Source organism: Symmachiella dynata (assembly GCF_007747995.1).
Lineage (GTDB): Bacteria > Planctomycetota > Planctomycetia > Planctomycetales > Planctomycetaceae > Symmachiella > Symmachiella dynata.
This window is the reverse complement of record NZ_CP036276.1, coordinates 3,577,754-3,604,749: the sequence shown is the minus strand read 5'-3', so window position 1 is coordinate 3,604,749 and position 26,996 is coordinate 3,577,754. Positions and strand designations below refer to the sequence as shown.

At 55.5% G+C, this 26,996-nt stretch carries 21 protein-coding genes and 1 tRNA gene; 13 read left to right on the top strand and 9 right to left on the bottom strand.

The annotated features are described in order from the left end of the window. Positions 1-3: 3 nt before the first annotated feature. Positions 4-1,347: a DUF1501 domain-containing protein gene (locus Mal52_RS13895; RefSeq protein WP_145376804.1), complete on the bottom strand. Its 1,344-nt coding sequence runs from the start codon at positions 1,345-1,347 to the stop codon at positions 4-6. A gap of 75 nt (positions 1,348-1,422) precedes the next feature. Further along, positions 1,423-3,213: a redoxin family protein gene (locus Mal52_RS13890; RefSeq protein WP_197534903.1), complete on the bottom strand. Its 1,791-nt coding sequence runs from the start codon at positions 3,211-3,213 to the stop codon at positions 1,423-1,425. Between the two features lie 767 nt (positions 3,214-3,980). Here Mal52_RS13890 and Mal52_RS13885 point away from each other — a divergent pair. Continuing rightward, positions 3,981-4,427, top strand: a complete 447-nt coding sequence (locus tag Mal52_RS13885; protein ID WP_145376803.1) for a hypothetical protein — start codon at positions 3,981-3,983, stop codon at positions 4,425-4,427. Between the two features lie 68 nt (positions 4,428-4,495). Here the strand turns inward: Mal52_RS13885 and Mal52_RS13880 are convergent, their stop codons facing one another. Beyond that, positions 4,496-5,845, bottom strand: coding sequence for a DUF1501 domain-containing protein (locus tag Mal52_RS13880; RefSeq protein ID WP_145376802.1), 1,350 nt, complete (start codon positions 5,843-5,845; stop codon positions 4,496-4,498). Between the two features lie 532 nt (positions 5,846-6,377). Between Mal52_RS13880 and rlmB the strand changes: the two genes are divergently transcribed. Then, the gene (gene rlmB / locus Mal52_RS13875) at positions 6,378-7,130 is read left to right on the top strand and encodes a 23S rRNA (guanosine(2251)-2'-O)-methyltransferase RlmB (RefSeq protein ID WP_145376801.1); all 753 of its coding nucleotides are present in this window, start codon (positions 6,378-6,380) and stop codon (positions 7,128-7,130) included. A gap of 346 nt (positions 7,131-7,476) precedes the next feature. Beyond that, positions 7,477-8,226, top strand: a complete 750-nt coding sequence (locus Mal52_RS13870; RefSeq protein ID WP_145376800.1) for a sensor histidine kinase — start codon at positions 7,477-7,479, stop codon at positions 8,224-8,226. 128 nt (positions 8,227-8,354) lie between these two features. Here Mal52_RS13870 and Mal52_RS13865 read toward each other — a convergent pair whose 3' ends face one another. From Mal52_RS13865 to Mal52_RS13855, 3 genes are all read right to left on the bottom strand, one after another. Then, positions 8,355-8,984, bottom strand: coding sequence for an RNA polymerase sigma factor (locus Mal52_RS13865; RefSeq protein WP_197533939.1), 630 nt, complete (start codon positions 8,982-8,984; stop codon positions 8,355-8,357). A 378-nt stretch (positions 8,985-9,362) separates the two neighbouring features. After that, complete coding sequence (locus Mal52_RS13860) at positions 9,363-10,142, bottom strand: SDR family NAD(P)-dependent oxidoreductase (protein WP_145376798.1); 780 nt, start codon at positions 10,140-10,142, stop codon at positions 9,363-9,365. Positions 10,143-10,188: 46 nt separating this feature from the next. Then, positions 10,189-10,262: transfer RNA gene (locus Mal52_RS13855), tRNA-His, on the bottom strand. 446 nt (positions 10,263-10,708) lie between these two features. On the opposite strand from Mal52_RS13855, the gene Mal52_RS13850 reads away from it, so the two are divergent. From Mal52_RS13850 to Mal52_RS13830, 5 genes are all read left to right on the top strand, one after another. Continuing rightward, on the top strand, positions 10,709-11,533 hold the full coding sequence (locus Mal52_RS13850) for a phytanoyl-CoA dioxygenase family protein (RefSeq protein WP_145376797.1): 825 nt from the start codon (positions 10,709-10,711) through the stop codon (positions 11,531-11,533). 116 nt (positions 11,534-11,649) lie between these two features. Further along, positions 11,650-12,693: a beta-xylosidase family glycoside hydrolase gene (locus Mal52_RS13845; protein WP_145376796.1), complete on the top strand. Its 1,044-nt coding sequence runs from the start codon at positions 11,650-11,652 to the stop codon at positions 12,691-12,693. Positions 12,694-12,727: 34 nt separating this feature from the next. Next, positions 12,728-13,522: a putative hydro-lyase gene (locus Mal52_RS13840; protein WP_145376795.1), complete on the top strand. Its 795-nt coding sequence runs from the start codon at positions 12,728-12,730 to the stop codon at positions 13,520-13,522. 101 nt (positions 13,523-13,623) lie between these two features. Continuing rightward, positions 13,624-16,395: a DUF1553 domain-containing protein gene (locus Mal52_RS13835; protein WP_145376794.1), complete on the top strand. Its 2,772-nt coding sequence runs from the start codon at positions 13,624-13,626 to the stop codon at positions 16,393-16,395. A 194-nt stretch (positions 16,396-16,589) separates the two neighbouring features. Beyond that, a complete protein-coding gene (locus Mal52_RS13830; protein ID WP_231962659.1) occupies positions 16,590-18,065 on the top strand; it encodes a DUF1501 domain-containing protein in 1,476 nt (491 codons plus the stop codon). Positions 18,066-18,191: 126 nt separating this feature from the next. Here the strand turns inward: Mal52_RS13830 and Mal52_RS13825 are convergent, their stop codons facing one another. Then, positions 18,192-19,085: a carbohydrate kinase family protein gene (locus Mal52_RS13825; protein WP_197534902.1), complete on the bottom strand. Its 894-nt coding sequence runs from the start codon at positions 19,083-19,085 to the stop codon at positions 18,192-18,194. Between the two features lie 190 nt (positions 19,086-19,275). On the opposite strand from Mal52_RS13825, the gene Mal52_RS13820 reads away from it, so the two are divergent. Next, complete coding sequence (locus Mal52_RS13820) at positions 19,276-19,746, top strand: YbaN family protein (RefSeq protein WP_197534901.1); 471 nt, start codon at positions 19,276-19,278, stop codon at positions 19,744-19,746. Here Mal52_RS13820 and Mal52_RS13815 read toward each other — a convergent pair. Further along, positions 19,727-21,037 carry a DUF1015 domain-containing protein gene (locus tag Mal52_RS13815; RefSeq protein ID WP_145376790.1) on the bottom strand — a complete coding sequence of 437 codons (1,311 nt, stop codon included), beginning with the start codon at positions 21,035-21,037 and terminating at the stop codon, positions 19,727-19,729. The genes Mal52_RS13820 and Mal52_RS13815 overlap by 20 nt on opposite strands. A 350-nt stretch (positions 21,038-21,387) precedes the next feature. After that, entirely contained in the window at positions 21,388-22,050 is a 663-nt protein-coding gene (locus tag Mal52_RS13810) for a phosphoribosylanthranilate isomerase (RefSeq protein WP_145376789.1), read from the bottom strand. Between the two features lie 276 nt (positions 22,051-22,326). On the opposite strand from Mal52_RS13810, the gene trkA reads away from it, so the two are divergent. The 4 genes from trkA (at position 22,327) to Mal52_RS13790 (ending at position 26,510) form a co-directional block, all read left to right on the top strand. Further along, positions 22,327-23,667 (top strand): Trk system potassium transporter TrkA, encoded by a 1,341-nt coding sequence (trkA, locus tag Mal52_RS13805; RefSeq protein WP_145376788.1) that lies wholly within the window; start codon positions 22,327-22,329, stop codon positions 23,665-23,667. Positions 23,668-23,909: 242 nt separating this feature from the next. Beyond that, complete coding sequence (locus Mal52_RS13800) at positions 23,910-24,314, top strand: hypothetical protein (RefSeq protein ID WP_145376787.1); 405 nt, start codon at positions 23,910-23,912, stop codon at positions 24,312-24,314. Positions 24,315-24,524: 210 nt separating this feature from the next. Next, positions 24,525-25,472 carry an ATP-grasp domain-containing protein gene (locus tag Mal52_RS13795; RefSeq protein WP_197534900.1) on the top strand — a complete coding sequence of 316 codons (948 nt, stop codon included), beginning with the start codon at positions 24,525-24,527 and terminating at the stop codon, positions 25,470-25,472. A gap of 15 nt (positions 25,473-25,487) precedes the next feature. Continuing rightward, positions 25,488-26,510: a hydantoinase/oxoprolinase family protein gene (locus tag Mal52_RS13790; protein WP_145376785.1), complete on the top strand. Its 1,023-nt coding sequence runs from the start codon at positions 25,488-25,490 to the stop codon at positions 26,508-26,510. The last annotated feature ends 486 nt before the right edge of the window (positions 26,511-26,996 follow it).

The window sequence follows — 26,996 nt, the reverse complement described above, 5'->3', positions numbered from 1 at the left end:
GAATCACCCAAACAACTCCCCCAACGCCCGCCCATTCGCCAACGGATACGGCCGTCCGGTGATGTCGTGGATTTCGTGCTTGGGGTCGATGCCGAAACGCGTAAATAGCGTGGCTGCCAGGTCGCCCGGCGTGACGGGGTTGGTTTCGGGGTATGCGCCGATGTTGTCGCTGCTGCCGTAGACCGCGCCGCCGCGGATGCCGCCGCCGGCCAGTAGAACGTGGAAACAATCGGGCCAGTGGTCGCGGCCACCATTGCCATTGATGCGCGGTGTGCGGCCGAATTCGCCCAGGGCGATCACCAAGGTTTCGTCGAGCAGACCACGCTGTTGGAGATCCTCGATCAGCGCCGCATAACCTTGATCGGTGGGAGGAATCAGCACATCCCGATGCCGGGCGAAGTTGTCGCTGTGGCTGTCCCAGTTGGCGGTCTGGCCATTGTGGATACCGTCATACACCGTGATGAACCGCACGCCCCCTTCGACCAACCGCCGCGCTAAGAGCAGACTTTGCCCGAATTTGTTGCGGCCATATTTTTCGCGCAACGACGCAGGCTCTTCGGCAATCCGCAGGCTGCGGCGCACCGTTTCGGAACCGAGTAACGAAAACGCCGTTTCGTAGTAGGTGGCCAGTTTCGACGCGGAGGCTTTCACGTCGATTCCCTGCATCAACTGCCGTCGCTGTGCCAGCCGTGTACTGGTCACATCGCCGGGCAGATTCAGCGTCTCGACATTGAAATCGGGCTGATTGGGATCTTTGTCAATTTGAAACGGCTGATACGCTGAGCCGAGAAACCCGGCGGTCTGCCCCGGCAGCGGCACGACGTTGTACATTAAGTGGGGCAGGGCGACCGCCGGCAGTTCTAGTTGTTGGTCCCGCCACAAATAACTGAGCGAGGCGCCGTAACACGGAAAACTCAGCGCGTCGTCAGCCAACAATTCCAAATCGCCGTTCCCCGGTGTCCGCCCGCACAACGCTTCGGCGGCGGCCGAATTGTGGTTTCGCATCGGATGCTGCATGCTCCGCACCACGGCGACACGATCCATCACGCGGGCGGTTTGCCGATTATGTTCGCCGACGAATACTCCCGGTGCGGAGGTAGCGATCGTCGCAAATTCCCCCCGCACATTGGCACTCGCCTTGGGCTTGGGGTCGAACGTATCAATATGGCTGGGACCGCCATAATAGAAGATCAAAATGCAGGACTTGATCTTCGCCGTTGACGTCGCTGCGCCTGTGACATTCTCGGCCGCCAATAACCTTGGCAACGTCAGGCCAAATCCCCCCACCGCGCCGAGTTGCATCAGTTGGCGACGGTTCACGTGCGGCTGTGAGCGATACGTCCTCATGGCCGAGACTCCAATCTAATGTCACGTAAACTTAGGGTTCGCAACGGACTTTTTAAGATGATGACCACATGTCACTTATTTCACCGCATGCCCAGTCTTGAGGTCGACCTCCATATTCAGGTCTTCATTGGCATGCGTATAGAAATAAAACCCGTACATCATCTCGTGAAAGGTCTGTTGTCCCTCGCGCACGGTATCTTTGGGGTCGGGATTGAATGGATTGAACGTCGAATTATCGAAATGCGCGACGACCTCAAATCGTGTCCCGGCGGGGAATAATTTTGTGTGCGGCTTCCAGCGATAGCCCATCTGCCAGTCAAAGCTGTAGTTGGGAATGATCAACAGCGTCTCGGTTTTCCCGTCCGGATAATGCGCCAGATAGGTCATATCCTTGCCGCGGAGATGCATGTGCGTAAACAACCCGAACCCGTGCGTCGCTTCCTCCAAAGTCTGTGAGGAAGTCACTGGGTGATTGCCATCGCCGGGGGGAATTTCGAAGCGATTATTTTTCAGCAAAATGTGCCGCAGCTCTTTTTTCACTTTCCCTCGCGCGAAACGAAAACCGACGGAGATTTTGCTCTCTTCCGGTTGCCCGGTGGAGGTGTAATGGATTTGCATCGCCAAGACGCTATGGGCCGGAATTCGCTGGGCGACACCGTTGGCGAGCGTCAGCGGTCCCGAACCGGGAACCTTACCGGTAATGAATGCCGCATTGCGCCAATTGCCACCGACAGGAATCGAGAGAATGTTGCAATGGTGCACGACGCTGGGATTGTCCGGCAGAATCTGAATCGCCTGCACCCAGGTGTCATCAGTGAACACATGCGGCAAGGTGACATATTTGTAATCAATGTATCCGTCGGCCGGCAGTTGATGCGTCTCTACCATCGTCAGCACCAAATCCGGTTCACCGATCACCCAACCTTCGGAAACCGGTTCGACAGCTGCCGGAGGCTGAATGCCATCGTAGGTCCCCCGCGGCATTTCGGCCGCAACCCACTGCTCGATTTTTTCCCGTTCCTGGGAGGTCATCTCCCTTAAATTGTAGAATTCCTTAAATTGATGCCCGGCAAACCGTGGCGGCATCCGCCCGTCGGCGACGACTTCGGCAATCATCTCGCCTTGACCGGCGACCTCATCGTAGGTGGTCAAGCCAAACGGAGCCTCCGTTCCCGGGCGATGGCACTCCACACAATGTTTGCGGATGATCGGCTCAATGTGCTTGGTAAAAGTAATCGCTTCGTTGGGCTCCACCGGTGTTGGCGACGTGATCAAGCAACCATCGACCGGCGTTTGCGGCACAGCGACTGGTTCGTCCTTGAGAACCGCGTCAATCGCATCGGCAAGGTATTCGTGTGTCGCTTTCGGCAGTGCGCCGCCGATGCGATATTGGTCATTGATTCGGCCCCGGTATTGCAAACGATGCTGGCCATCTAAGACCGCGACCTCCGGGGTCCGCGTCATACCCAATGCTGCGACGCAGGAACCGTCGGCATCTTTGACTGCGGGAAAGTCGATTCCGTATTGCACAGCGAACTCCGCCATTTCCAATAACGAATCGCTCGCTGCGACATTCAACAACACAAACTGCACACCATCGTCACGATATTTTTCTTCCAACCGTTTGATCGTGGGAAGATACCGCTTCACCAGCGGGCAGGTGGTATTGGCACAAATGATGACCACCGCCTGCTTGTCGCCGAAATCGTCAAGCGTGCGCGGCAAAAAGCGAATGTCCTTAAAGGTCAAGGCTTCGATCTGTTGGCCGATCTTGACGCTGTTCTCCTTCGCGGCGACATCGCGTCCGAGCAGACCAACGGATACGGCGGATAATAAAAGTCCCACGACGAAACGATTGAGCAGCATTTGACATTCCTTCCCCAGTGGATCGCGATCGTCGCAAGCGTGTTGCGACGTCCGTGTTCGCCGCCGTTTTTTCAAACCCTGCGGTGCGTTCCGAATCGCCCTTGGAAATCAATTCACGGGCACGAAACAATCACAGCTAGGTTTAAAAAATTGCGAACGCCGAATACGGATAGGAATTACAAAACCAATTTCGCTTACGACAACTCAAACACAGTTCGCGACACGCAAATCCGCCAAACATCCAAGCGATTGAATCGCGTTCCCGCGGCAGTGTTCGCGTCCCCGGATACCTTTCAACAGAATAACCGCAGTCCGGTGTGACAACCATCCCGTCTGAGGATTTTCACAGTCGCGAAACTGCTAAAATCCCATCTATCTTTCGTAGACTAAAGAGACAAACGCAGAAAAAAATTTGACAGTCGAATCCGAGGGGCTTATCCTATCCGTTAGATTTGGGAAATGAGTTCATTCTCTACCCAAGCCCCACACCTCTAGATTCGCATTTCACGCAAACGGACTCGTAGCGGCAAACGCATCGGCACGCGTTATCGTGTGACCGAAGTTGTCGTCCGGCGAGAACACTGTAGTTCGCACATCATGACGGCCCCGCTATGAACGTATGCCCTTGACGAACTTCGTCATGGGCAACGGTTGTTAATTGTCCTTACCGATTGCACATGCGGTGGGGCGGTTTAATTCGTCAAGCGATCACGACCAAGTCGACCAGGTTGCCGATCGTGGAAAATCGGAGCAATGGAGGACAGCTTATGTCACATTCGTTTGATCACAGCACAAATCGCTCGAACCGCGAGAATATGGCTTTGGAGTATATTCTTCTGGGCGACCTGCGCGATCTACTGGAGGAACCGCCGAATCGCGACACGCGTCGCTGGCTGCTTGCGGTGCTCAACGCCTTGTTGGATACACTTCCCAGTGACATGAATGATGACGGCAGCGAATACCTGGGAGAAGTGCTGGAAGAATTCCCCAATTGGTCGCGGCAAGTCGATGCCCTGCACGAACAGCGTGAAGAGCTGTTCGACGAATTGTATCTGTTTAGAAATCAGATCCAGCAGCGGCGCGACCTCGACGAAATCGCCGAACGTCTTCGCCAGGAATTGCGGCAATGGATGACCATGCTCACTGCCCATCAGCGGCACGAAACGCGCATCATCCAAATGGCCTACACCATGGAAGTTGGAGCCGGCGATTAACCAAAAACACCCGCCGCCGAATCGCTCCGGGGCGGGTGAATTGAATTCACGGTCTCAGGGACGCTGCTTTAGACCAATTCACGAATCGGTTCGCGAATGTCGGTCAGGAACTGCGGGCGTCCCGTTGGATCTTGCAGCGTGGTGGTCATCGGATTGATGCCCAGGTTGTGATAAATCGTGGAGACGACCTCCTGCATGTCGACCGGACGTTCTTGAGCGTATTCTCCCAGTCGGTTCGTTGCACCAATGGCTTGTCCGGTTTGCATTCCTCCGCCAGCCAGCAATGCACAACTGACGCGTGGCCAGTGATCGCGTCCGGCTCCCGGGTTGATCCGCGGCGTGCGACCGAATTCACCCCACACGATCACGGTGACGTCATCCAAGATACCCCGCTCGTCCAGGTCCTGCACCAGGGCTGCGACACCTTGATCCAAACGCGTGCCGTGATGCCGCACGAGGTCAAAGTTGGCACCATGGCTGTCCCAGCGGCCATAAGAGAGTGTGACCGAACGCACGCCCACCTCCACCAATCGACGGGCGATTAGCAGATGGTCGTTGCAAGTCGGGGCACCGTCGTATTGATATTTGTAGGGTTTTCCATCGCCATAGCGTGCGCGAATTTTTGGGTCTTCTTTGCTGATGTCCAACGCGTCGACCAGCTTGCTTGATGTCAGCACGCCAAACGCGGCTTGCGTGAACGCGTCCATGCCATTGATCATGCCCGAGGCATCGACATCGCGTCGTAAGCCATCCAGCCCTTTCAGCAAGCTCTTGCGATCCGACAACCGATCGAGTGAAACGTTGTTCAACTTCAAATCGGCCATGCCCTCGCCTTCCGGCTGAAACGGACTGAAGCCGGCACCCAGAAAACCTGGGCCTCCCGGATACGACCAAGGCGCATGTCTGGTTTTTGCCGCCAGTGCAACCGAGGCTGGAACGGCTGGTTCGACCGTGCCTTTGAGTTTGGCGACTGCTGATCCAATGCTGGGACGTCCCCCGATGGAGTCCAGCGACCGCCGATTCCAACCGCTGAAGCATTGGAACGAATCATGCCCTCCCGAACAGCCCACGACTGAACGAATCACAGCCATCTTGTCCATCATGGCCGCGATTTTGGGGAAGCACTCGCCAATTTGAATACCCGGCACGTTGGTATCAATGGGGTTGAATTCGCCTCGAATTTCCTTCGGAGCATCGGTTTTGATTTCCCACATATCTTGGTGCGGAGGTCCGCCACCCAGGAAAATGTGAATCACCGATTTATGGGACGACCCGGTTCCCGCAGCGTCTTCGGCCTGCAAGAGTTGCGGTAGGCCGAACCCACCGAGTGCGCCGGCGGCAAATCCGCCAACCTTTAAAAACTCCCGGCGAGAAACGCCGTCGCAGTATCGCTGCTTCTTTCCGTAGAACGAGAGCATGGATGGAGATCCTTTAGCAGAATTCTCAGGTCGAATCGTTCGCCTCGGAAGAGGACGAATTTCGTTTCAACGGTAGGTACCGGCAAGGGAGGCAAACCAATAAAAACTGTCCTTCCGGTGTGGGACAATTCTTACATCGACGCGTTCGTTGAGTGGGGAACACTTCAACATCGCTTGATGTGACATTTAGCCTAATCGACGGCTCCTTCCCTGTCAAGAGCGACCCCCGTTTCAAGACACCCCAACTCCAACCGGATACACGACTTCCACGAATTGGCCATTGTTGCCAAACGCCTTTTGAGAACGAAATAATTGCGTCATCGCCGTGAACCTTTAGCAAAAACAAGACAACCAGTCGTTTATTCCGTCAAAGCTTCCATCCCAACGACTTGGAGACGGCATGCCCTTGCCAGCAGATTAATGTGTCACCGGCAGATGAAATTGCGTTGAAGATCCGTTAACATCCGGCCACTCCCGCGACGTCTCGACGCGGTTTTCCACGATATCCGAACACAAGGCTGCCACACAAACCGTGCCTTTGCATCTGCGAAACCCCCATAGTGTTCTAGCGGCGCTGGAAACACGCCCCAAGGATGTCAGTGAAGTCCGGATCACGACCGAACGCCCATCGGGAGCCTGGGCCGATGTTGTGCAAATCGCTGAAGAACATCGAATTCCTGTCATTTATGGTGCCGAACGCCGGGAGTCTCGTCGGCGGCCGAAAGCTGGCGCTGCCAAAGAAGGGGGACGCACCGGTGCCGGCGAAGTGGTTGTCCAGCCACGCCAGTCGGTCGAGGTCAAGAATCTATTTAGAAAGGCCAAAACCTGGAAAGAAGGCGAACCTTACGGTGTGTGGCTGGCGCTGGATTGCCTGCAGGACCCGCACAACGTCGGGGCGATTTTCCGCTCAGCGGCATTTTTTGGCGTGCAAGGCATCATCGTCACCAAAGACCGCTCGGCTCCCTTGAATTCCACCGTCTACGATGTCGCATCCGGTGGATTGGACGATGTCCCGTTCGCCTTGGAAACCAACCTGAGCCGCACCTTAGAGACAGCAAAGTCCGCGGGATTGTGGGTGCTGGGGACTTCGGAACACGCCGAAACCGACTTGGCTGAGGTTGACCGGGACCGCCACTGGTTATTGGTCGTCGGTAATGAAGAAAAGGGGCTGCGACGACGAACGCTGGAAAACTGCGACGCCGTCTGCCGCCTCACCCCCCGCGGCCGCGTCACTTCGCTCAACGTGTCTGTTGCAACCGGCATTCTGATTGCCTCGTTGAGCTAAAACCGCAAATGATTTCCTGAGAAGAGGTTATCGCCGCAACCGCTGTTTTTCCTATCGCGAACGAAAAAACCGAAAAAGGGGTGCCCACCCCCATTCGTCCGCGATTTTGAGAAAACAAAACAAGACTCTTAAAGCCTTAAACAACAAGGACTTAAGAGCCTTTCCGTTTGGACGGGCTCATAATTTCTGCAAATTGCAGGGAATTCCCGTACAGAATTGGCCGGCGCTACGTCTAGTTATATAGCAGGGCTCAACAATCTACTGGTTTTCCCCTAAGCCCCTGCCCCAAAAAATTGACCCTCCCATTCTTCCCCGCCAAAACTGCATTGCCAGATGGAGGCAAATTATGTTGGCTGCCGCCCCAAAAACAGACTGCTCGACCGTGCCTGATGATTTGGAACATGCGCACCGCTTGTCGGCAATGGGTGAATTAGCAGCAGGCTTGGCCCACGAAATCCAACAACGGCTAACCGTCATCGCCAATTATGCCAACGGCTGTGTGCATCGATTGGAAAACGACCGGATCACGACCGATGAACTTATTTCGCTCATGAGGCAAATCGCTGAAACTGCGATGCAGGCAAACGACATTACGCGCCGCGCCCGAAATTTCAGCAAAAAACAAGCCCCCGAATTCGAAATTCTCGACCTGCACGAAATGCTCACCATGGGTGTGGATTTCGTGCGGAATCAGGCAGAAGACGAAGGGGTTGAAATCAGTCTGCAATTGCAGGCCGCTTCGCCAATGGTCGTGGCTGACCGTACGTTGATTTCACAGGTCATTATGAACTTGTTGCTCAACGCCATTGAATCGATGGCTGGTCACCGCGGCGAGCGAAAACTGTGCGTGGAAACGGCGACCAATGGCGATGAATTCCTGCATGTCACGATTACCGATACCGGAGTGGGAATTCCTGCCGAAATTCAATTGTTGGTCTTCGAACCGTTTTACACGACCAAGTCCAATGGAATGGGGATCGGGCTGGGGCTTTGCCGTTCCATTATCGAGCAGCACTTCGGAAACATGACCTTAGAAAGTGAAAAGGGAGCCGGAGCGAAAATTGGCTTCTCTCTTCCCCGTGGCATTCAAACCTAGCCCTAATAGGCTATCGTTTCAGAACACGAGAGCACTTGTGTTGCGTCCCGGAATCGCGAGGCCAGCGCTCTGTGTCGGTGCAGAGGACGCCTCTTAGTGTCGGTGCAGAGAACGCCTCTTAGCCACGATTATTCTTGCCGTAATTCCGCAGCGAGTCGTTCCACGGCACGAATCCACAACAGCCGCGCCGCTTCGGCGGAACGGTCCATGATTTGGCTGATTTCTGAATAGCCCATGTGCTTGCGAGATCGCAAATAGATCACGCGCTGTTGATCTTCGGGCAAACGTTTCAAGGCTTTCTTCAAGGCCGCTTCGCGCTCGTCATTCATGATGACTTTGCTCGGCGTTAAATCATCGGCAATCAACTCCTCAACTCGCATTCGTTGCGAACTATTGTCGAGATGTACCTCTTTGCTGACCTTACGTTGTTCGGCGTCTTTATATTTGCGGTAGAAGTCCTTGAGCGAATTGAGCAGAATTTTTCTTAACCACTGCCGCAATGCCTCGTGATCTCCTCCTTGAAAATCTTGAAACTTGCCTTGCGCTTTCATCATGGTGACTTGAACCAAATCCGAAGCGTCTTCCTTGGCCTGCAAGTCGCAACCCAACTCTTTTTGGGCAATGTATCTCAAGTAATAACGGCATGCTTCCAGCAACGCACCGAGTGCAGCTGCATCGCCTTTACGCGCCGCGGAAATCTCTTGAACTTCTTGAGCGCCCGAACTTGATTCGCAACTTTCCGATGTGACGTCTAACACAGGACTTTCCCCCCACTTGGCCAAATCGATTCAATGACGAATGCCTCATTGAAACGGATCCCGCCTGCTCAGGTCGTTTGACTCCGCATTCCCGAACACCAGCCTAAACGATGTGATAGCCTCGCAACCAGCCCAATTCTGATCCTCCCCAATCAGATTGCACTTCTCAACCCCAGCCCCACGACGCATGCCGCAATATCGAGCAGGAAACGGGTTCGAGAAGAAAACTGTGCATGCGCTGGTCTGGAACCGGACAAGACAATAAATCAGTGACCGGGACAACCATCTGAGGGGACACGCTCCTGTAGGGCGACCACCGAATTTGTACTGCTAAATCTCAATGAGATTTGCTTTCCCGCGAGCGATTCACCGCCGAAATCAATCACCGGCCGTGTCGAGCATCGTTTTTCGCAATCGAGACATGCCTCGCAACCACCGATCGGGGTCGCCCGCTTTGTGTTGTACGTAAGTAGCCACGACCTCGTGCGGTAAGATCAAGAATTTCTCTTCGTCGATTCCGCGAACGACCGCTTCAGCGACTTCGTCAGGGCCCAACGAATCTGATTCGAGCAATGCCCGGACTTCGCCGGAATTCTCCAACATTTTTGTGCGGACGCCCAACGGACAGAGGCAAGAGACTTTCACTCCGTCGTCCGCGTGCGTCACCGCCAACCATTCGGCCAATGCCACTGCAGCATGCTTGGTGACGGCATAGGGGGCTGATCCGATTTGCGTGAGCAGTCCCGCGGCGGAAGCGGTGTTTAACAAATACCCGCTGCCCCGTTCGATCATCTGCGGCAAAACAGCGCGGGCCGCATAGACGTGCGACATTAGGTTCACATCCCAGATCAACTGCCATTCTTCGTTGCTGGCATCAACGCCGCCGCCGGTGGCGATACCGGCATTGGAACAAAACAGGTCAATCGCACCATACTTAGCATTGGCTGCCTCGACCAACTGCACAATCTGCGATTCCTGCCCCACATCACAAGCGACAGCCAAGCCGCCAACTTCTTCGGCCACCTTGGCAGCGGCCGCCTCGTCGAGGTCGGCGACAACAATGCCGCGCGGTTTTTCCTGTGCAAACCGGAGGCAGAGCGCCTTGCCAATCCCATCGCCGCCGCCGGTCACCACGATCACTTTATCCGAGAGTTGCATTGTATCTCCGCAGTGAAAGATAGGCGGGCCCCAAAGAATAAAAAAGGGTGCCTGACCGGGATCGAACCGGCGACCTCCGGAACCACAATCCGGCGCTCTAACCAACTGAGCTACAGGCACCACACATTTGCGAAGCTGAGTGCGAGTTTATGCAGCAAATGCGCCGCCGTCAATAGTCCGATTTGAGTTTGAATGCGGATCGGTCAACACGGTCCATTATCCGTGACAACGTCACGTTTATGCTGTTAGAATCGACGGCAGCGACATTGACAGTCACAGCGGTTGCCCCGTGGGGGTCCTGCAAAAATACTGTGGAAACACTGTTATTGCCGCACCGCAGCCTGTGTCCTAGAATCAGAAATCCACGACGGCGGCGTCTGCATGGTCTCTGTTTTGGTTTTTGGATACATCCCACGATGAGGGCAATACGCTGAATCGGCGGCGAATCGGTCTGGTCCAACACCAAATCGCTGGGGCAGAGTGCTCGGATCAATCTGAAAGAGACGTTTCGATATTGCCGCACAAAATTTGTCAGAACGGCCAACGCTAGGAGTTCATCGCCTGCCATGTTCAAAATCACACCCGACCAAAACGAGCTCGATGCGATGCCTCGCGACCTGCGCTTTCATCCCAGCCAGGTGTCCAATCCGCAGACGCTCACCCCCGAACAGGTCGCACAATACAACAGCGATGGATTCGTTAAAGGGATACGCGTTATCCCCGAGGAGGATATGGCCGAACATCGCCGGTATTTCGACAAATTACTCCGAGAGGTCACCGCTGCGGGAGGCGACAGCTATTCGATCAGCACAGCCCACCTGACCTACGGCCGGGTCTATGATCTGCTGAAGGATCCGCGGATCGTCGCTTGCGTCAAAGATCTGTTGGGCGAAAACGTGATTGGCTGGGGTTCGCATTATTTCTGCAAGATGCCGCACGATGGGAAGTCGGTCGCCTGGCATCAAGATTCCAGCTACTGGCCGCTTTCGTCCTCCAAAACAGTCACTGTCTGGTTGGCGGTCGACGATGCCGATGTGGAAAATGCCTGTATGTGGTTCATCCCAGGTTCGCACGCGCACGGTCACATCGACTACGAAACCAGCAGCGACACCGAGGGGAACGTGCTAAATCAAACCATCAAAAACGTCGAGCAGTTTGGCGAAACGGTGCCCGTGGAATTGAAAGCAGGCGAGATTTCCATGCATTCCGATTTGCTGCTGCATGGTTCACAAGCCAATCATGCCGACCGCCGACGCTGTGGATTAACACTGCGCTATTGCACCCCCGATGTTCGTGCCGGAGAGAACTGGAACCTCAAAGGGGTCGTCGTCAGCGGCAACGATGACGGTGATGGCCATTGGGCCAACCCACCCCGCCCGTCGCGTGACTAAACCGGTAAACAAGGAGAGATATCGCAGGCCTTAATTTCGTTCGTTGTGAGAAAACAGATCGGATTCAATTACGTTTGCAGACAGCCACCCAACTCAATCGATTCATCGAGGACCCTATGCTCGCCACTACCTCACTGAAAAAAGTCGCTCGCTGCCGTTCTGTTGTTCTGTATTTTTGCGTCAGCCTCATTGCGTTGCCGCTTAGCGCACCGGCCGACGACTCTTCAAAAGACGACTCCGAAAAACCTGCTGCCAGCCCCCGTATAAGCATTGCGACTGAATACGGGACACTGAACATCGAAACATTCGACCCGGAAATCACGTTGCGCATGGAGGAAGGTGGAAAAGTCGTAAAACTCAGAGACCCCCAGACCAAAAAAACGGTCCAGTTCGATGCCGTTCACGGCACGATGCAACTCGCCGATGAAAAGGCCCAAACGCTTGCCGCGAAGTTCCAATTCAAACGTGACGAGAAAATCGTGGCCCGGGCGTGGATCGAAAAATCCGAACCACGCCAAGGATTCCGGGACGACTTTGACAAAAAATACGACCCCGCCTGGGAGATCTTTAACAAAGACCCCACGCATCTCTCGCTGACCAAACAACCTGGTCGGCTAACGATCACCACACAACGCGGCGACCTTTGGCAACGCCACAACAACGCAAAAAACATTTTCTTGCTCAAAAACCCAATCGTCGATGGCGGGGATTTTGTACTGACGACCCATCTCGCTGATTTCGAACCCGAATCCGATTACAACCAAGCCGGCCTGATCTGTTATGACGACGTGGACAATTACCTCGCCTACACCTTTCAATACGACGAAAACCAAGGAGGCAGAAGCCTCTGTCTGGTGCGTGAGGAAGAGGCAAAAGACCTGCCGCAGGCGTTCCTAGAAGTCGACCGTCCCTTGGATGGGCTTTGGCTGCGGATCATCAAACGGGACAATCAGTACCTTGTGGCCTCCAGCCTAGACGGCCAACATTATCACATTATCGCCGTAGAAACGTGGGGAAATGGCGAGCCTCTCAAAGTCGGACTCGTGGCAACGAATGGCCAATCGAATGCCGATATGATTGACGCATCATTCGATTTCTTCGAAATCACACCGATCGGCAAGGACCAAAAGCGTCTGTTTTCCGATAGCCTGCCGAAATGATTACTGTTGACAATCCACGTGACCACAATCAACCATGACGCAAACCCCACAATTTCAAACGGGCGCGGACGTGCGTCGTGCTGCGCGGCAGGGAGAACTGACCGGGCAGACGTCCGGGTTAGCGGCGGGCTTTGTGCAGGCAAATTTAGCGATCTTGCCGCGTGATTTGGCGGAAGAATTCCAGCAGTTTTGCCGACTCAATTCCCAAGCCTGTCCGCTCTTAGATGTCACACAACCGGGTAGCGCGGCCCCGGAAACCATCGCCCCCACGGCCGACCTGCGGACCGACTTGCCCCGCTACCGCGTCTGGCGCGATGGCGAATTGATCGATGAACCCACTGACATCACCGACTATTGGCGGGAGGACTTGGTCAGCTTTTTAATTGGTTGTTCGTTTACGTTTGAAGCAGCGCTGCTTAATGCGGGAATCCCAGTGCGGCATATTGAACAGGGGGTCAATGTGCCGATGTATCGCACGAACATCGATTGCGTCCCCAACGGTTCGTTTCACGGTCCACTGGTCGTCTCGATGCGCCCGCTGAAACCGGCGGATGCGATTGCGGCTGTGCAGATCACATCGAAATACCCCACGGTGCATGGCGCACCGATTCATTTAGGACTACCTGACAAAATCGGCATTACCGATATTTTGCAGCCTGATTATGGCGATGCCGTCGAGGTCCGCGATGACGAACTTCCGGTATTTTGGGCCTGTGGCGTGACCCCTCAATCGGTGATTATGGCGGCAAAACCGCCCTTGGCAATCACGCATAGCCCGGGATGTATGTTCCTCACGGACATCCGCGATGTGGATTTAGCGACCGCTTAGGGATGGCAGTAACGGTCTGCAATCCACCGAGCCCGTTGTCTCAACCTTCATTCCTCCTCTGAGATATGTTATTTTGTTGATAGGTTCTTAAGGAGGAACGGATGCGCGAAAATTGTTGGAAAATCACCCGCTACCTGTTGGCTGCGGCAGTTTTGCTCTGCTGTGCGGTCCCGCTGCGCGCGGAGGACGCTCAAGATCGCCCGATCGATTATGCGCGCGACGTGAAACCGATTTTGGCGGGGCACTGTGCGCAATGCCACGGGGCGTTGCGGCAAAAGGGTGGACTGCGACTCGATGCGGGTTCTTTGGCCCTCAAGGGGGGCGACAGTGGCGAAATCATTGAGTTGGGCAGCGCTGAAGAAAGCCTGCTGATTGAATACATACTGCCGGACGGCGACGATCCTCCGCTCATGCCCCCCGACGGACAAGGAACGCCGCTGAAACCCGAACAGGTCGCGGTGCTCACCGCCTGGATTAACCAGGGGGCCAAGATCCCGGCCGATGAAGAAATCCCCGAAGATCCGCGCAAGCATTGGGCCTTTCAACGCATCGAGCGGCCTGACGTTCCGATGATCGATGGAAAACCATTCGCCGGAAATCCCATCGATGCGTTCATTCTGGCCAAGCACAAAGCCAAACAACTGACGGCGCGCCCCGAGGCGGACAAAGCAACGCTGTTGCGCCGCATCTACTTGGACCTGATCGGCCTTCCCCCCACACGCGACGAACTGCAAGCCTTTTTGGCGGATCCAGCCCCGGATGCCTATGAACAGGTCGTCGACCGTTTGCTAAGCAGTCCGCATTACGGAGAACGCTGGGGACGGCATTGGATGGATGTGTGGCGGTATAGTGATTGGGCTGGTTACCGCGCCGAAGTCCGCGAAAGCCAACCGCACATTTGGCGCTGGCGGGATTGGATCATTGAGTCTCTGAACGCTGACAAACCGTACGACCGTATGGTCCAGGAAATGCTTGCCGGCGATGAAATCGCGCCGGGCGATCCCGACACATTGCGGGCGACCGGATATCTGGTTCGCAACTGGTACAAATTCAACCGCAACGTCTGGTTGGAATCGACGGTCGAGCATACACCAAAAGCATTTTTGGGCATTACGATGAACTGCGCCAAATGCCACGATCACATGTACGACCCGATCCTGCAGAAGGACTATTATCAGTTTCGGGCGATTTTCGAACCGCACCGCGTCCGCACCGATCAAGTCCCCGGTCAATTGAATACAAAAAAGGATGGCCTCGTCCGTGTGTTTGACCAAGATCTGCAAGCGAGTACATTTCTATTCGCGCGCGGCAATGAAAAACATCCCGACAAGGACAATCCGCTCACAGCGGCAGTCCCGGTGAGCTTGCTGCCGGAAGGTCTAAAAATTGAGCCGGTCGCGCTGACGCCCCGCCAATATTATCCGGGTCTCCGCGATCACGTGCAGCAAGGCAACTTGAACTACGCACGGGCGGCGCTGCGTAATTCTGAAACGGCCCTCAAGAAGCTGACCGATCAGCTCGTGGCCTCCACAGCGGAAACGACCGACGGAGCGGCCCAGCCAGCGACTGTAAAGCCCCCTTCGGATTTAGCCATCGCCGTTGCTGCCAAACAGGTCGCCTACCAATTACTGCACCTGCAATCGGTGCAGGCTCGCATTGCCGCTGATGAGGCGAAGTATGCAACGCCCCCCGCTACGTCCGCTCCCCAACTCGCCGCTGCCGCCGCCGCTGCCGCTGCTGAACGCCAGGAGAACGTAGCCAAAGCACAATGGGACGTCGCCAAAGCCGAAGCAGCCCTGCAGACTGCCAAAGACGCTGAGAAACCCGAAGACGATAAGACCAAGCAGGCTGTCAAAAAATCCCAAGAAGCTCTCACCAAGGTTCAAAAGGATTTGGAAACAGCACTGGCCGCCCAGGAAAAAACAGAGGCTACGTATTCGCCGTTTGGCGAAATCTATCCCACACAAAGTTCCGGCCGGCGACTCGCTTTGGCGCGTTGGATCACTGACCGCGAAAACCCCCTAGCAGCACGGGTGGCGGTCAACCATATGTGGTTGCGGCATTTTGGCGAAGCCTTGGTACCGTCGGTGTTCGACTTTGGGCTGAACGGAAAGTCCCCCTCACACCCGGCATTGCTGGATTGGCTGGCGGTTGAATTGTTGGACAACGGTTGGACGATGAAGCAACTGCATCGGTTGATGGTCACCTCCCAAGCTTATCGCATGGCATCGACCGTTGGTAATGCGACAGAGAACCTAGAAGCCGATCCGGATAACGTCTATTTGTGGCGGATGAATCCGCGTCGCATGGAAGCGGAGGCGGTCCGCGATGCGATGCTGTATGTCTGCGGGCAATTGGACACGACCGCCGGTGGACCGGAAATCGATCAGACCGACGGGCAAACCAATTTGCGACGCAGCATCTACTTCCGCTCCGCAAAAGAAAAACAGATGTTGTTCCTGGAATTGTTCGACCAAGCCAACGTCAACGACTGCTATCGCCGCAACGAAAGTATTGTCCCGCAGCAAGCACTGGCAATGGTCAATAGTCCGCTGGCCCTCGCACAAGGCCGCGTGTTGGCGAAAACACTGACCGCTGCGGTTGGCGAAGAGGCAACGTCGGAAGTCACGACGCAGTTTCTTAACGCCGCCTTTGAACAAATCCTCTGCCGCCGTCCGACCAACGAAGAGCGGGCCACTTGCAGTGCATTTTTGCAAAAGCAAACCGAACTGCTCGCCACGCCCGGCCAACTGACCCAATTTGAATCCGGCCCCGACGTCAAAACCAAACCGTCCGAAAACCCCGCACTCCGCGCGCGAGAAAACCTCGTGCAAGTGCTTTTGAACCACAACGATTTTTTCACCATCCGGTAACGTCCACTGATTCCCAAACTCGGCTGCGACTGTCGTGGCCAGCGTTTGGGACTTGTGCAGAAGTTGCGAAGCGGAGCTTCGCGAGAGTGCGTTCCCAAACAGAGTTTGGGGACGAGGAGTAACAAGTATGTATTTCTCCGTGCCCTTCGTGTCTCCGTGGTGAATACCAGTTAACATTTAGGACAATGACCACAATGCACAGCCAACCAACAACCCCGCGACGGCAATTTTTGGCGGATGTGGGGATGGGTTTTACCGGGGTGGCGCTCTCGGCGATGTTTCATCGCGACGGCGTTGTCCGCGCGTCCGAACACGGTACGTGGTCACCCCCAACCGGCGTACCGCACTTTGCCCCGAAGGCGAAGAGCGTGATCTGGTTGTTCATGATCGGCGGCACTAGCCATATGGAGAGCTTCGATCCCAAGCCGGAACTGACCAAATACGCCGGCAAGGAAATCGGCGATACGCCCCACAAAGAAGTCTTGGAAGCTAAGTTCCTAGAAGACAATCTCAGGATCGTCGTCCCCGATGATGCCAACGGACACATCCGCCACAAACTGTACCCACTGCAGGTTGGCTTTAAAAAACGTGGGGAAGCGGGGATCGAAGTGTCCGACTGGTGGCCACACCTGGGGGATTGCGTCGACGACATGGCCATCGTGCGGTCGATGTGGACGACCGACAATAATCACGGGGCGCAATACCAATTTCATACCGGCCGGCACAGTCTTGAAGGGGAGTTCCCCACAATCGGCTCCTGGGCGCACTACGGCCTCGGCTCGCTGAACGACAACCTGCCGCAATTTGTGGTGATGGGACAACCAATCGCCGATTGTTGCGGCGGCGTACGCGGGCACGGCGCTAGTTATCTCGGCCCGGCGCATAACGGGGTGAAGTTGAACGTCGACCCCAAAAACCCGCTGCCGTTCGCCGCCCCTGGCAAGGATGTCTACCACGAAGAACAGCGCGGACAATTTGAGTTGCTCAACCAACTCAACCGCACCGCTGCTGTTGAATATCCCGAAGACCAAGCCGCCGCAGCGCGGATCAAGTCCTACGAACTCGCCTATCGCATGCAGTCAGCCGTGCCGGACATCGTGCGGTTTTCCGAAGAAACGGAAGAGACACAGCAACTGTACGGCTTGGATGAAAAAGAGACCAAGGATTTTGGCGAGCAATGCCTGGCCGCCACGCGGATGGTCGAGCGCGGCGTACGGTTCGTGCAAATCTTCCATGGCAGCAATGGCGGAGCAGGGGCCTGGGACGCGCACAGCAATTTGAAGGCCGGTCACTCGAAGCTCTGCAAACAAACCGACAAACCGATCGCTGGATTGATCAAAGACCTCAAGCGCCGCGGGCTGTTGGATGAAACCTTGATCGTCTGGGCCACCGAATTCGGCCGCACCCCCGGAACGCAAAACAGCGACGGTCGCGATCACCACCCGTTCGGCTTTTCCGTCTGGATGGCCGGTGGTGGAATCAAAGGAGGCATCACCCACGGCGCCACCGACGCCCTCGGCTTCCACGCCATCGAAGACCGGCACTATGTGACCGACGTACACGCGACGGTGCTGCACCAATTAGGCCTCGACCCCCGCCGCCTCGTTGTCCCCGGCCGCCAACGCCTCGACATCGATTTCGGCCACCCGATTGAAGGGATTATTGCGTAACGGACTCGTCGAGAGTGGCAAAGCAGCGCCATACCATTGTAAGGCAGGTGTAGGGCAGGCTCCCGCCTGCCGCGAATAAGTAGGGACGAACACTTTGATCACGGCAGGCGGGAGCCTGCCCTACGGTCAACCTTCTATCATTCGCAACGCTGCGTCCAAGCAAGGCAGCGCCTCGCGGTTGCCCAATTTCGCGCACTTCAGCGCCGCCGTTGCTGCTGCGAATTTGAGCGTTCGGTCGGCCGGCCAACCGGCTAGTGTCGCATGCACAATGGCGCCGCTAAACACATCACCCGCGCCGGTCGTATCGACGGCTGTGACCGAAAACGCCGGTTGCGTGAGTTGTTCAGTCCCGGTAAACAACATCGCGCCTTGATCGCCATCGGTGATCGTTACCATTCGCGGGCCGCGGGCTAACAATTCCCGACCGCCGCGTGGGATGTCGTCGTGTCCCAAAAATTGCGTTAAGAACCGTCGCGGGCAATTCAACACATCGACCAGCGGCAGCAATTGCTCCATGCCTGGCTTGGGGGATCCGGAGTCAAGAAAAACCGTTCCCCCATTTTTTTGAACGATGCGGGCGGCATAGTGCGCCGCCTCCGACGGCCAACCATCGAGGTGGATTGCGCCGCAACGCGCTAACAGTTGCTCGTCGACTTCCTCAACCGAGAGCGGACTCTCGGCCCGCGAACAGGCGATCGTGCGTTGGCCGGTGCGAGCGTCGATCCAGGCATGGGCAAATCCGCTGCGAAGACCCGTGCGGCAACAACTGCCGGAAAAACCAATGCCCTCATCTTGAAAATCGGCTTCGATCATTGCTCCAAACGGATCGTCTCCCCAATGCCCCAGAAACGTCGTTCGCCGGCCGAAACGTGCTAACACCGCCAGCGCGGTGGGAACCGGCCCCCCGACTTGAAACCAGTCGGTCTGGATTTCGCTTTTGGAATCGGGTTCCGGGTACTGTTCCAAGATGACCTGATGGTCAACGACGACGGTCCCTAGGCCGGCAATGTCAAATTCCACGTATCTCTCCGGCGGCAATCCTTCGCCCATTCAGAATCAAGTTATCCGATGGAAATCGCCGATTTGTCACGATATAGTTGCAACAGATACCTACAATCCGCTGCACTCGAAGAATGGGTATTCATACAATACAGGCAACAGCGTGAACCAATATTGCTCACCAGACAGCGCTGATATGGAATTGGCCGCCATGTGCGATCACAATGACCTATCTTCTCCTGACAGGATTTCCGTCGCCACGGGACCGCGGCGTGTTGTCTACTTGCTCGCTGCCGGGGGCTTTTTTGCTTTAGGGGTCGCTGGAATCCTGTTGCCGGGACTTCCCACGACGCCTTTTTTATTGTTGACCAGTTACTTTTTGCTCCGCTCGTCGCCATCTCTAAATGAACGTCTGACCCATTCGCGATTTCTTGGGCCCATATTACAAGATTGGCACGCACGTCGCGGCGTGCGGCAGTCGGTGAAACTGCGTGCGATTGCTTTGGTTGTAATCATGTTGGCCGTCACCATCTATCTGGGAAATATGCCAGCGCCGTTGGCCACCGTCGTACTCGCCTTGGGCGGAGTGGGACTCACGGTGATTGCTCTATTGCCGAGCATTTCCACGACCAACAACCACGCCGCCGTCAAAACGGCCGCGATTACTGATCCAGTGGATTGAACAACAACCCGCTGAGCAGTTTGGGATAGAAATAGGTACTCTTCGGCGGCATCTTCTCAAAGTTCCCGGCAATCTCTTCAATGTGTTCCATCCCCGCCGGCGGAACCAGACAGGCCAATTGGCAACTACCGTTTTGTTGAGCCTCGGTGACTTCCTCCAACAACCGCACGTAGGTGCACTGGGGGTCCGCTCCCGTGATGTTGTTTTTGAGGCAATGCTCTAACACCAAACTTCGTAGGACGCTCACACCCAAGTCTCGCCAGGCGTCGCTTTGATCGGGCGCGAGTTCGGTCATCAAGCTGCCGTCGATCAAACGTGCGAAGACCCATTTGTTGTCAGCGGTCGTGCCGAATCCAAACACGTCCTGACCACCGTCCGCGTCGATCAGATCCCAACACTCCTGCATCGCTGCTGCGCCCTCGCCGACCGCTTCGATTTCAAACAGGCCCGCCAAAGCGGCAATGAGTTGGTCGCTGGTGATATCGGGCAGTCCGCTGACCAGTCGGTGCGTGGGCAAGATCGCCAATCCGGGATCGCTCATGCCGACCATCATCATCATCACAAAGTTGGCGGGCGAATTCTCATCCGCCAATTTCCCGGTCTCGGCTAAGTGATTGCGATAGTTCAGCGCGGTTTCATAACGGTGATGTCCATCAGCGATAAAGACCGGAGTCTCCCGCAAGACCTCCAGGGTTTCGGTAATCGCCGCCCGGTCCGTCACAGCCCACAAGCGATGAATCACGCCCAGATGGTCGGTCGCTTCCATGGGGGTCATCTCAGAGATCGCTGCTTCCAAGGGTGTCTGCGCCGCTTGGTCACTGTCGGGAAACAAGCCAAAAATCGGGGAGAGGTTCGTGTGGCAAGCCTTGATCAAAGCCAGTCGATCCGCTTTGGGACCGGACATGGTCTGTTCGTGTGGAAAGATTTTTCCTTTGCCGAACTCTTCCAATCGAACGCGGCATAAGAAACCTTTGCGAACGAAATGCTGGCCGGCCCAATCAAATTCTTGATGATAGACGTACAGCGCCTCCTCGCGATCGCGAAATAACACACCATCGTTCACCCACCGCATGAGAAAGTTTGCCGCGCGATCGTATTTCTCGTCCGCTCCGGCATCGCCCGGTTCGGTCCGATTGAGTATCAACCGCACAGCGTTGCAGGGATGTTTTTCGTACAGCTCCGTCTGCATTTGTTCGTTGATCACGTCGTAGGGGGGAGCGACGACGTCGGAAATGTCGCCCACCTGAGCCACGTCATACCGCAACGCGCGAAAGGGATGTATATCAGCCATAGGTCAACTCCGTCGTATGTGGTTCGATCCGTGCTACCGTCATTGTCACCAAACTCTCTTGCCCCGTATCTATGTACTAGACACAGAGATCACAGAGTTCACAGAGAAATTACCATCCCACTCGAGTCGGTACTGTGGAAAGGACCGCCTGTCACACCCAAAAAGGGAAGATGAAAACGTAACCAGCAAGTGTCATCGTGTTCGCTCATCGTTTCAACAACACTTTCCGCTGCGATAAAACATGTCGGTCAGTTCATCACCGTTTTTTCTCTGTGTCCTCTGTGAACTCTGTGGCTATTATTTTAAAAAACCTAGCGTGCGGCACTACCGCTGGTTAATCCATTGCATTGTTAATCGTTCTCGTTCAAATCCACGCCGCGTACCGCATCAATGAACCGTTGCACCAAGTCTAAATCTTTTACACCGCGCGTCGATTCCACGCCACTAGAAACATCGACGCCCCAGGGGCGGCAGGCGTGAATTGCGGCGGCGACGTTTTCCGGGGTCAATCCTCCGGAGAGGATCAATGGCGGCCATTCGTCGCGGCGATACTCTCGTGCCAACATTTCCCAGGAAACCGTCTGTCCGGTCCCGCCGTATTGCCCCGGCACATGAGCATCAACCAGGCAATAATCGGGCATCGTTCCCAGTCGATTGCATTCGGTCAGGTAGGCGGACAATTCATCCAGTCCCTCACTGCCAACACGCAGAGCGCGGATGATTTTCATTTCCGGAAAGGCTGCGGAAAAACCGGGCGGTTCGTCGCCGTGCAATTGAATCGTCCGCAGACTGCACGTTTGTGAAGCCGCGTGAATCTCGTCCGTTGTGTGATTGACGAACAGACCGATCGGCTCAACGGAATCGGGCAATTTAGCGGCGATCTGGGCCGCAACGGTGAAATCGACGACTCGTGGCGACGGTTGGTAAAAATTCAGACCAATCGCATCAGGTCCCATGGCAGCAATCCGTTGCGCGGTTTCCACATCCTTAATGCCACAGATTTTGATCCACATGGTTCGGTATCGTCGTTCGGTAGTGCAGGGTAAGCCTGCTGAAACATTGCGTTGTCGCTTCGCTGGCCAGTCTCATCGACTTTTGCAGTCATACTACACGCGCCAGGGAATTGGAACTGTGCCATCAACAAATTCCGCGGTATCGACCGGTTCATGGTCTGCATTGGCAGTGCCGGAATCAGACAGTTACAATACCCCACTCGTTGAAACGCCGTTCCTTGATCACGAACGAATGATCTGGAACGTCTGAACATTGTCGAAACCTACGAAGTCTTTATGAATATTGTGATTCTCGGTGCGGGCACCGTCGGCACGTCGATTGCTGAATTGCTGTGCGCCAATCGACACAACGTCATTTTGGTTGACCCATCTCGACAGGCGCTCGAAATTGTCGAAGATCATCTGGACGTACAGTCGGTCGTCGGATCGGCTTGTGACGCAGCCACCTTGTTTCACGCCGGAGTGCAAAGCGCCGATTTGTGCCTCAGCGTGACCAGCGGCGACGAAATCAACCTCGTCGGGGCCAGTCTCGCCAAGTCGATGGGGGCGACGCGCAGCATAGCGCGGATATTTAATCCGACCTATCGCGACGCCAGTACCTTTGATTATCAACGGCATTTCGGCATCGATCGTTTGTTGAGTCTGGAACATCTGACCGCATTGGAACTTGCCAAGGCAATCCGCAAACGCGGGTTGTTTGCCGTGGAAAACTTTGCCCGTGGGGGGATCGAGGTTCAAGAACTAGCCGTCGAGGCGGATGCCAAGACCTCGGGGGTTCCCTTGCGCGATCTGAAATTCCCACCAGGAGTCCGGGTCGGTTTGATCTCCAACGGACACAAGACATACATTCCCAGCGGCGACGATGTGCTGGCTGCGGGGGACCATGTTACGTTGATCGGTCAACGCGAAACGCTGGAAGATGTCCGCAATCTCTTTCAGCACAAGACGGAATCTAAAATGAGTGTGATCATCGCCGGCGGGGGCGCGATCGGCTACAACCTTGCCCGCATTTTGCAGGGGCAACGCTTCAATGTCTCGCTACTTGAAGCGGATGAACAACGCTGCCACTACTTGGCGGATCGATTGTCGGAGACAACCGTCCTGCACGATGACGCCACACGTCTCAGCGTGCTGAGGGAGGCCCGTGTGGGCAAGGCCGATGTTTTCGTCGCCGCTATGGGACACGACGAAGACAATATCATGTGCGGCATCGAAGCTTTGGAAATCGGGGCACCGCGGATTATGAGCGTGATCCGCCGCCCGGATTATGCCAACGTCGTCCAAAAACTGGGTATCGACAAAGCAGTTAGCCCCCGAGAAGTGATGGCTCAACAAGTGCTCGGCATGGTGCAGGCCGGTCCGATTCTGGCGAGAACCGAATTGGCCGGCGGAGTGGCAGAGGCTTGGGAGTTGGATGTCCCCCCCAAAGCAGAGATTCTCAAGGCAAAACTCAAGGATTTGAACTTGCCGCAACAATGTCTGATCGCGGCCATTGTCCGCGAAGACTATGTCCGTGTCCCGGGAGCCGAGGATCAGGTCCAAGCTGGTGATACGCTGGTTGTCCTGGTTCAGAAGGAGAGTATCGACCAAACTTTGAAATTGTTCCTCGCTCCGTAACTCTTTGACACAAAAAATGTTGTAAGATTGAATTGCGACACAATCGGGCCGATGCCATCGTCAAATCGTACCTGCAAGAGATCGACGAGACTTGTGATGTTCAGGCGATTTGGTTAAAACATATGTGAACATGCTGATCCCAAAAATGTTGTTTTGGGGAAGCGGATTTTTTAACGAATGTCGCCGAAGCTCGGCGATACACAAAGAATCACCAACACGATATTCAATTGGGAGAATTGAGAATGCGGAAGTTGCTTGCTTTGGCCGCGGTGGTGGCCGTTGGCGCTGTTGTTACTGCCAGTGCGTCCTTAGCCGAAGAGAAAAAAGAAGAAGAGAAGAAGCCGATGTCGATCCATGATGTCATGGAAAAGGGCTTCAAAGGCGGAAAATCTCTGTTTCGCGCTGTAACCAATAAGAAAAAAGAGTCGACCGAAGAACAAAACAAAAAGTTCTTGGGAATGCTCAAAGATATGGCCAAACAAAAGCCCCCCATGGGTGACGAAGAGAGCTGGAAAAAATTAACCACAGCGATGATCGAACCCGCTGAGATGATCGTCAAAGGTGAAGAAGTCGCAAAAGCAAAATTGGCGCTCAAAAAAGCCGCCAGTTGCGCAAAATGCCACAAAGCACATAAGCCGAAAGAATAATTTCCGACCTCCTTGAGGTGGAATGACAGTCTCGCGGGTCTGCCAGCATTCTCCGGCAGGCCCGTTTTTTATTCGATAGCACGCCATCTCCCGCTGCACGCCCATCTCAATTCCTCCCGTTGCCCCATGCGTTTGTTTGTTAGCGAATTCCTGTGCAGCGGAGCATGGCCTGCGGAGTTGGCTGGCTCGTTACTCGACGAAGGTCGGGCTATGCTGTCTGCATTTCTGGAAGATGCGAACCGCATCGACGGCATCGACGTAGTCACGACCTGGGATGCTCGTCTCGGTCCCCCGCCACAGGGCAAGGCTGAAGTTCATTGGGTGCAAACCGCCGAAGAGGAACGCCGACTGTATGAACAACTCGTCAAAAACTGCGATGCGACGTTCTTGATCGCACCGGAATTTGATGGCTACCTCACCCGCCGCGCGGAATGCGTCGCCTCCCACAATCGACCGCTGTGCGGACCGGACGTTGCCGCCATCAGGCTGTGTGCCGACAAACTTGAACTCGCTCGCCATCTGCAAGAAGCAGGTGTCGCCACGATCGACACATTCCCGTTTGATCCAAGCAACGTTGAAGAATCAATTTCCAGTTTCCCCTGTGTGATGAAACCCCGCTACGGAGCGGGATCACAGGAAACGCAGTTGATGACTGATGCCGCTACGTTCAAAGCGGTGGTCGCAAATCTGGACACGGATTCACAATTGCATCAAGGAATTGTGCAACCTTATCTCCCCGGAACACCCGTTTCGATCGCCGTCATCATCAATAGCCTGGGCCAATGTGTGCACCGATTTCCACCAGCGCTGCAACGGCTCGCGGATGATGGATTTTTCACCTACCAGGGGGGACAGGTCCCGGTGGCGGAGATACCACACGCTATCGTAGAACGTCTGGCAACCGAAGCTTGCAACGCGGTTCCCGGGCTGCGAGGCTATGTGGGGATCGACTTGATCGTCCCCGCCGACGCTCCCAAATCTGCCGTCATTGTAGAGATCAATCCGAGACTGACAACCAGTTACCTTGGCTATCGCCATCTCACGAAAGAGAATCTCGCGGAACGGATTTTGTTCCCCGACAAACTTCCCAATCCCATTCGTTGGCGGTCAGAAACGATCACGTTTACCCCCGATGGACAATTTTCGACCACTCCATGAAATTCCTATAAGCCCATGAGCATACTCGGACTGGATATCGGCGGCGCGAATCTCAAAGCCGCTACTGCGGATGGATTGGCAGCAGCGCGCAGTTTTGAAATTTGGAAGGCGCCCGAACGCTTAGCAGCGGAACTGGAGTTGCTCATCGCGCATTTTCCGCCGCCCAGTCAATTCGCTGTGACCATGACGGCCGAATTGGCCGATTGTTTTGCGACAAAAGCTGATGGTGTCGAGCATGTCATCCGCGCGGTCCAACAGGTCGCAGGTGACCGTCCCGTCCGCGTGTGGCAGACATCCGGGGATTTTGTCAGCCCGGACGCTGCGATCGCCGAGCCGCTTGGCGTGGCTGCGGCGAATTGGCATGCCTTGGCCAGTTGGACAGCCGATCATTTTCAGATCGAAAACGGCTTGCTGATCGATATAGGCTCAACAACGACCGACTTGATTCCGCTCGCGGGCCGCAAATCGACCTCAGCGGGATTGACCGATCCTGCACGACTGCAATCCTCGGAATTGGTTTACACCGGCGTCCGTCGCACACCGCTCTGTGCCGTGGCCGTCTCGGTACCCTATCGCGGTGGTTTTTGTCCGTTGGCAGCAGAGCTATTTGCCACGACGCAGGATGTCTATCTCATTCTGCAGGACTTTGCCTCCGACGAGAGTGATTTCCACACTGCGGACGGCCGCGCGGCAACTGTCGAGATGTCCTGCGCGCGTCTGGCGCGGATGCTGTGTTGTGATCGCGATGAATTCTCGTTGGAAGACGCGCGCGAGGCAGCGCAGTTCATTGCGAATGTACAGCTCCAGATACTCTCGACCGCTGCGCAGCGGATCCGCGAGCGACAATCCGAACCGTTCGAGACCGTGGTAGTCTCCGGTTCGGGCAGTTTCTTGGCTGCACGCCTTTGTGAGGGGGCGGAAGCGCTGCGCGGCTGCAATGTCATTTCGCTCCCGACAGAAACCTCGCCCGCAATTGCCGAAGCGGCCTGTGCCTACGCAGTCGCCTGCTTGGCTGAAGATGCGGACGGATCAGCCTAATCCGAAAGCGTTAAGCCAAACCACCGACTTCCCCGTAACCCATTCCCTCTCAAAAGGTTACAGGTCTGGGTGCCACTGGGGGCTCGTCCGCCAGTGCCGGGTCAGGCTAGGCTGTTCCTGACCATGATCAGGAGACCCGCGCATAACAATGGGGGGCGGAGTGGCTAGTGGCCAGAAGAGAGTAGGGGGGTAGGCGGGAAGTTGGGCTGCGGTTGCCTTTAGTTTTCCCACGTCTGTGGCCTCGCGTCTCACGCCTACAATGGGAGACCTTCGGTCTATTGAGTGCGGGGTCAGGAGACCCGCGCACAACTAACTGTTGCGGGGTCGGGAGATCCGCGCACAACGATGGTGGGGCGGCGGCGGCGTTAGTCCGGGCGTGATCACTACAACGCGAACAGCACGCACATCCGTGCCAAAGGTTGCGAAAGTCCAGTCGAGACGGGGCGGGCGTCGATTCTAAGAGAACCGGTTCTCTCTGACCGGTGT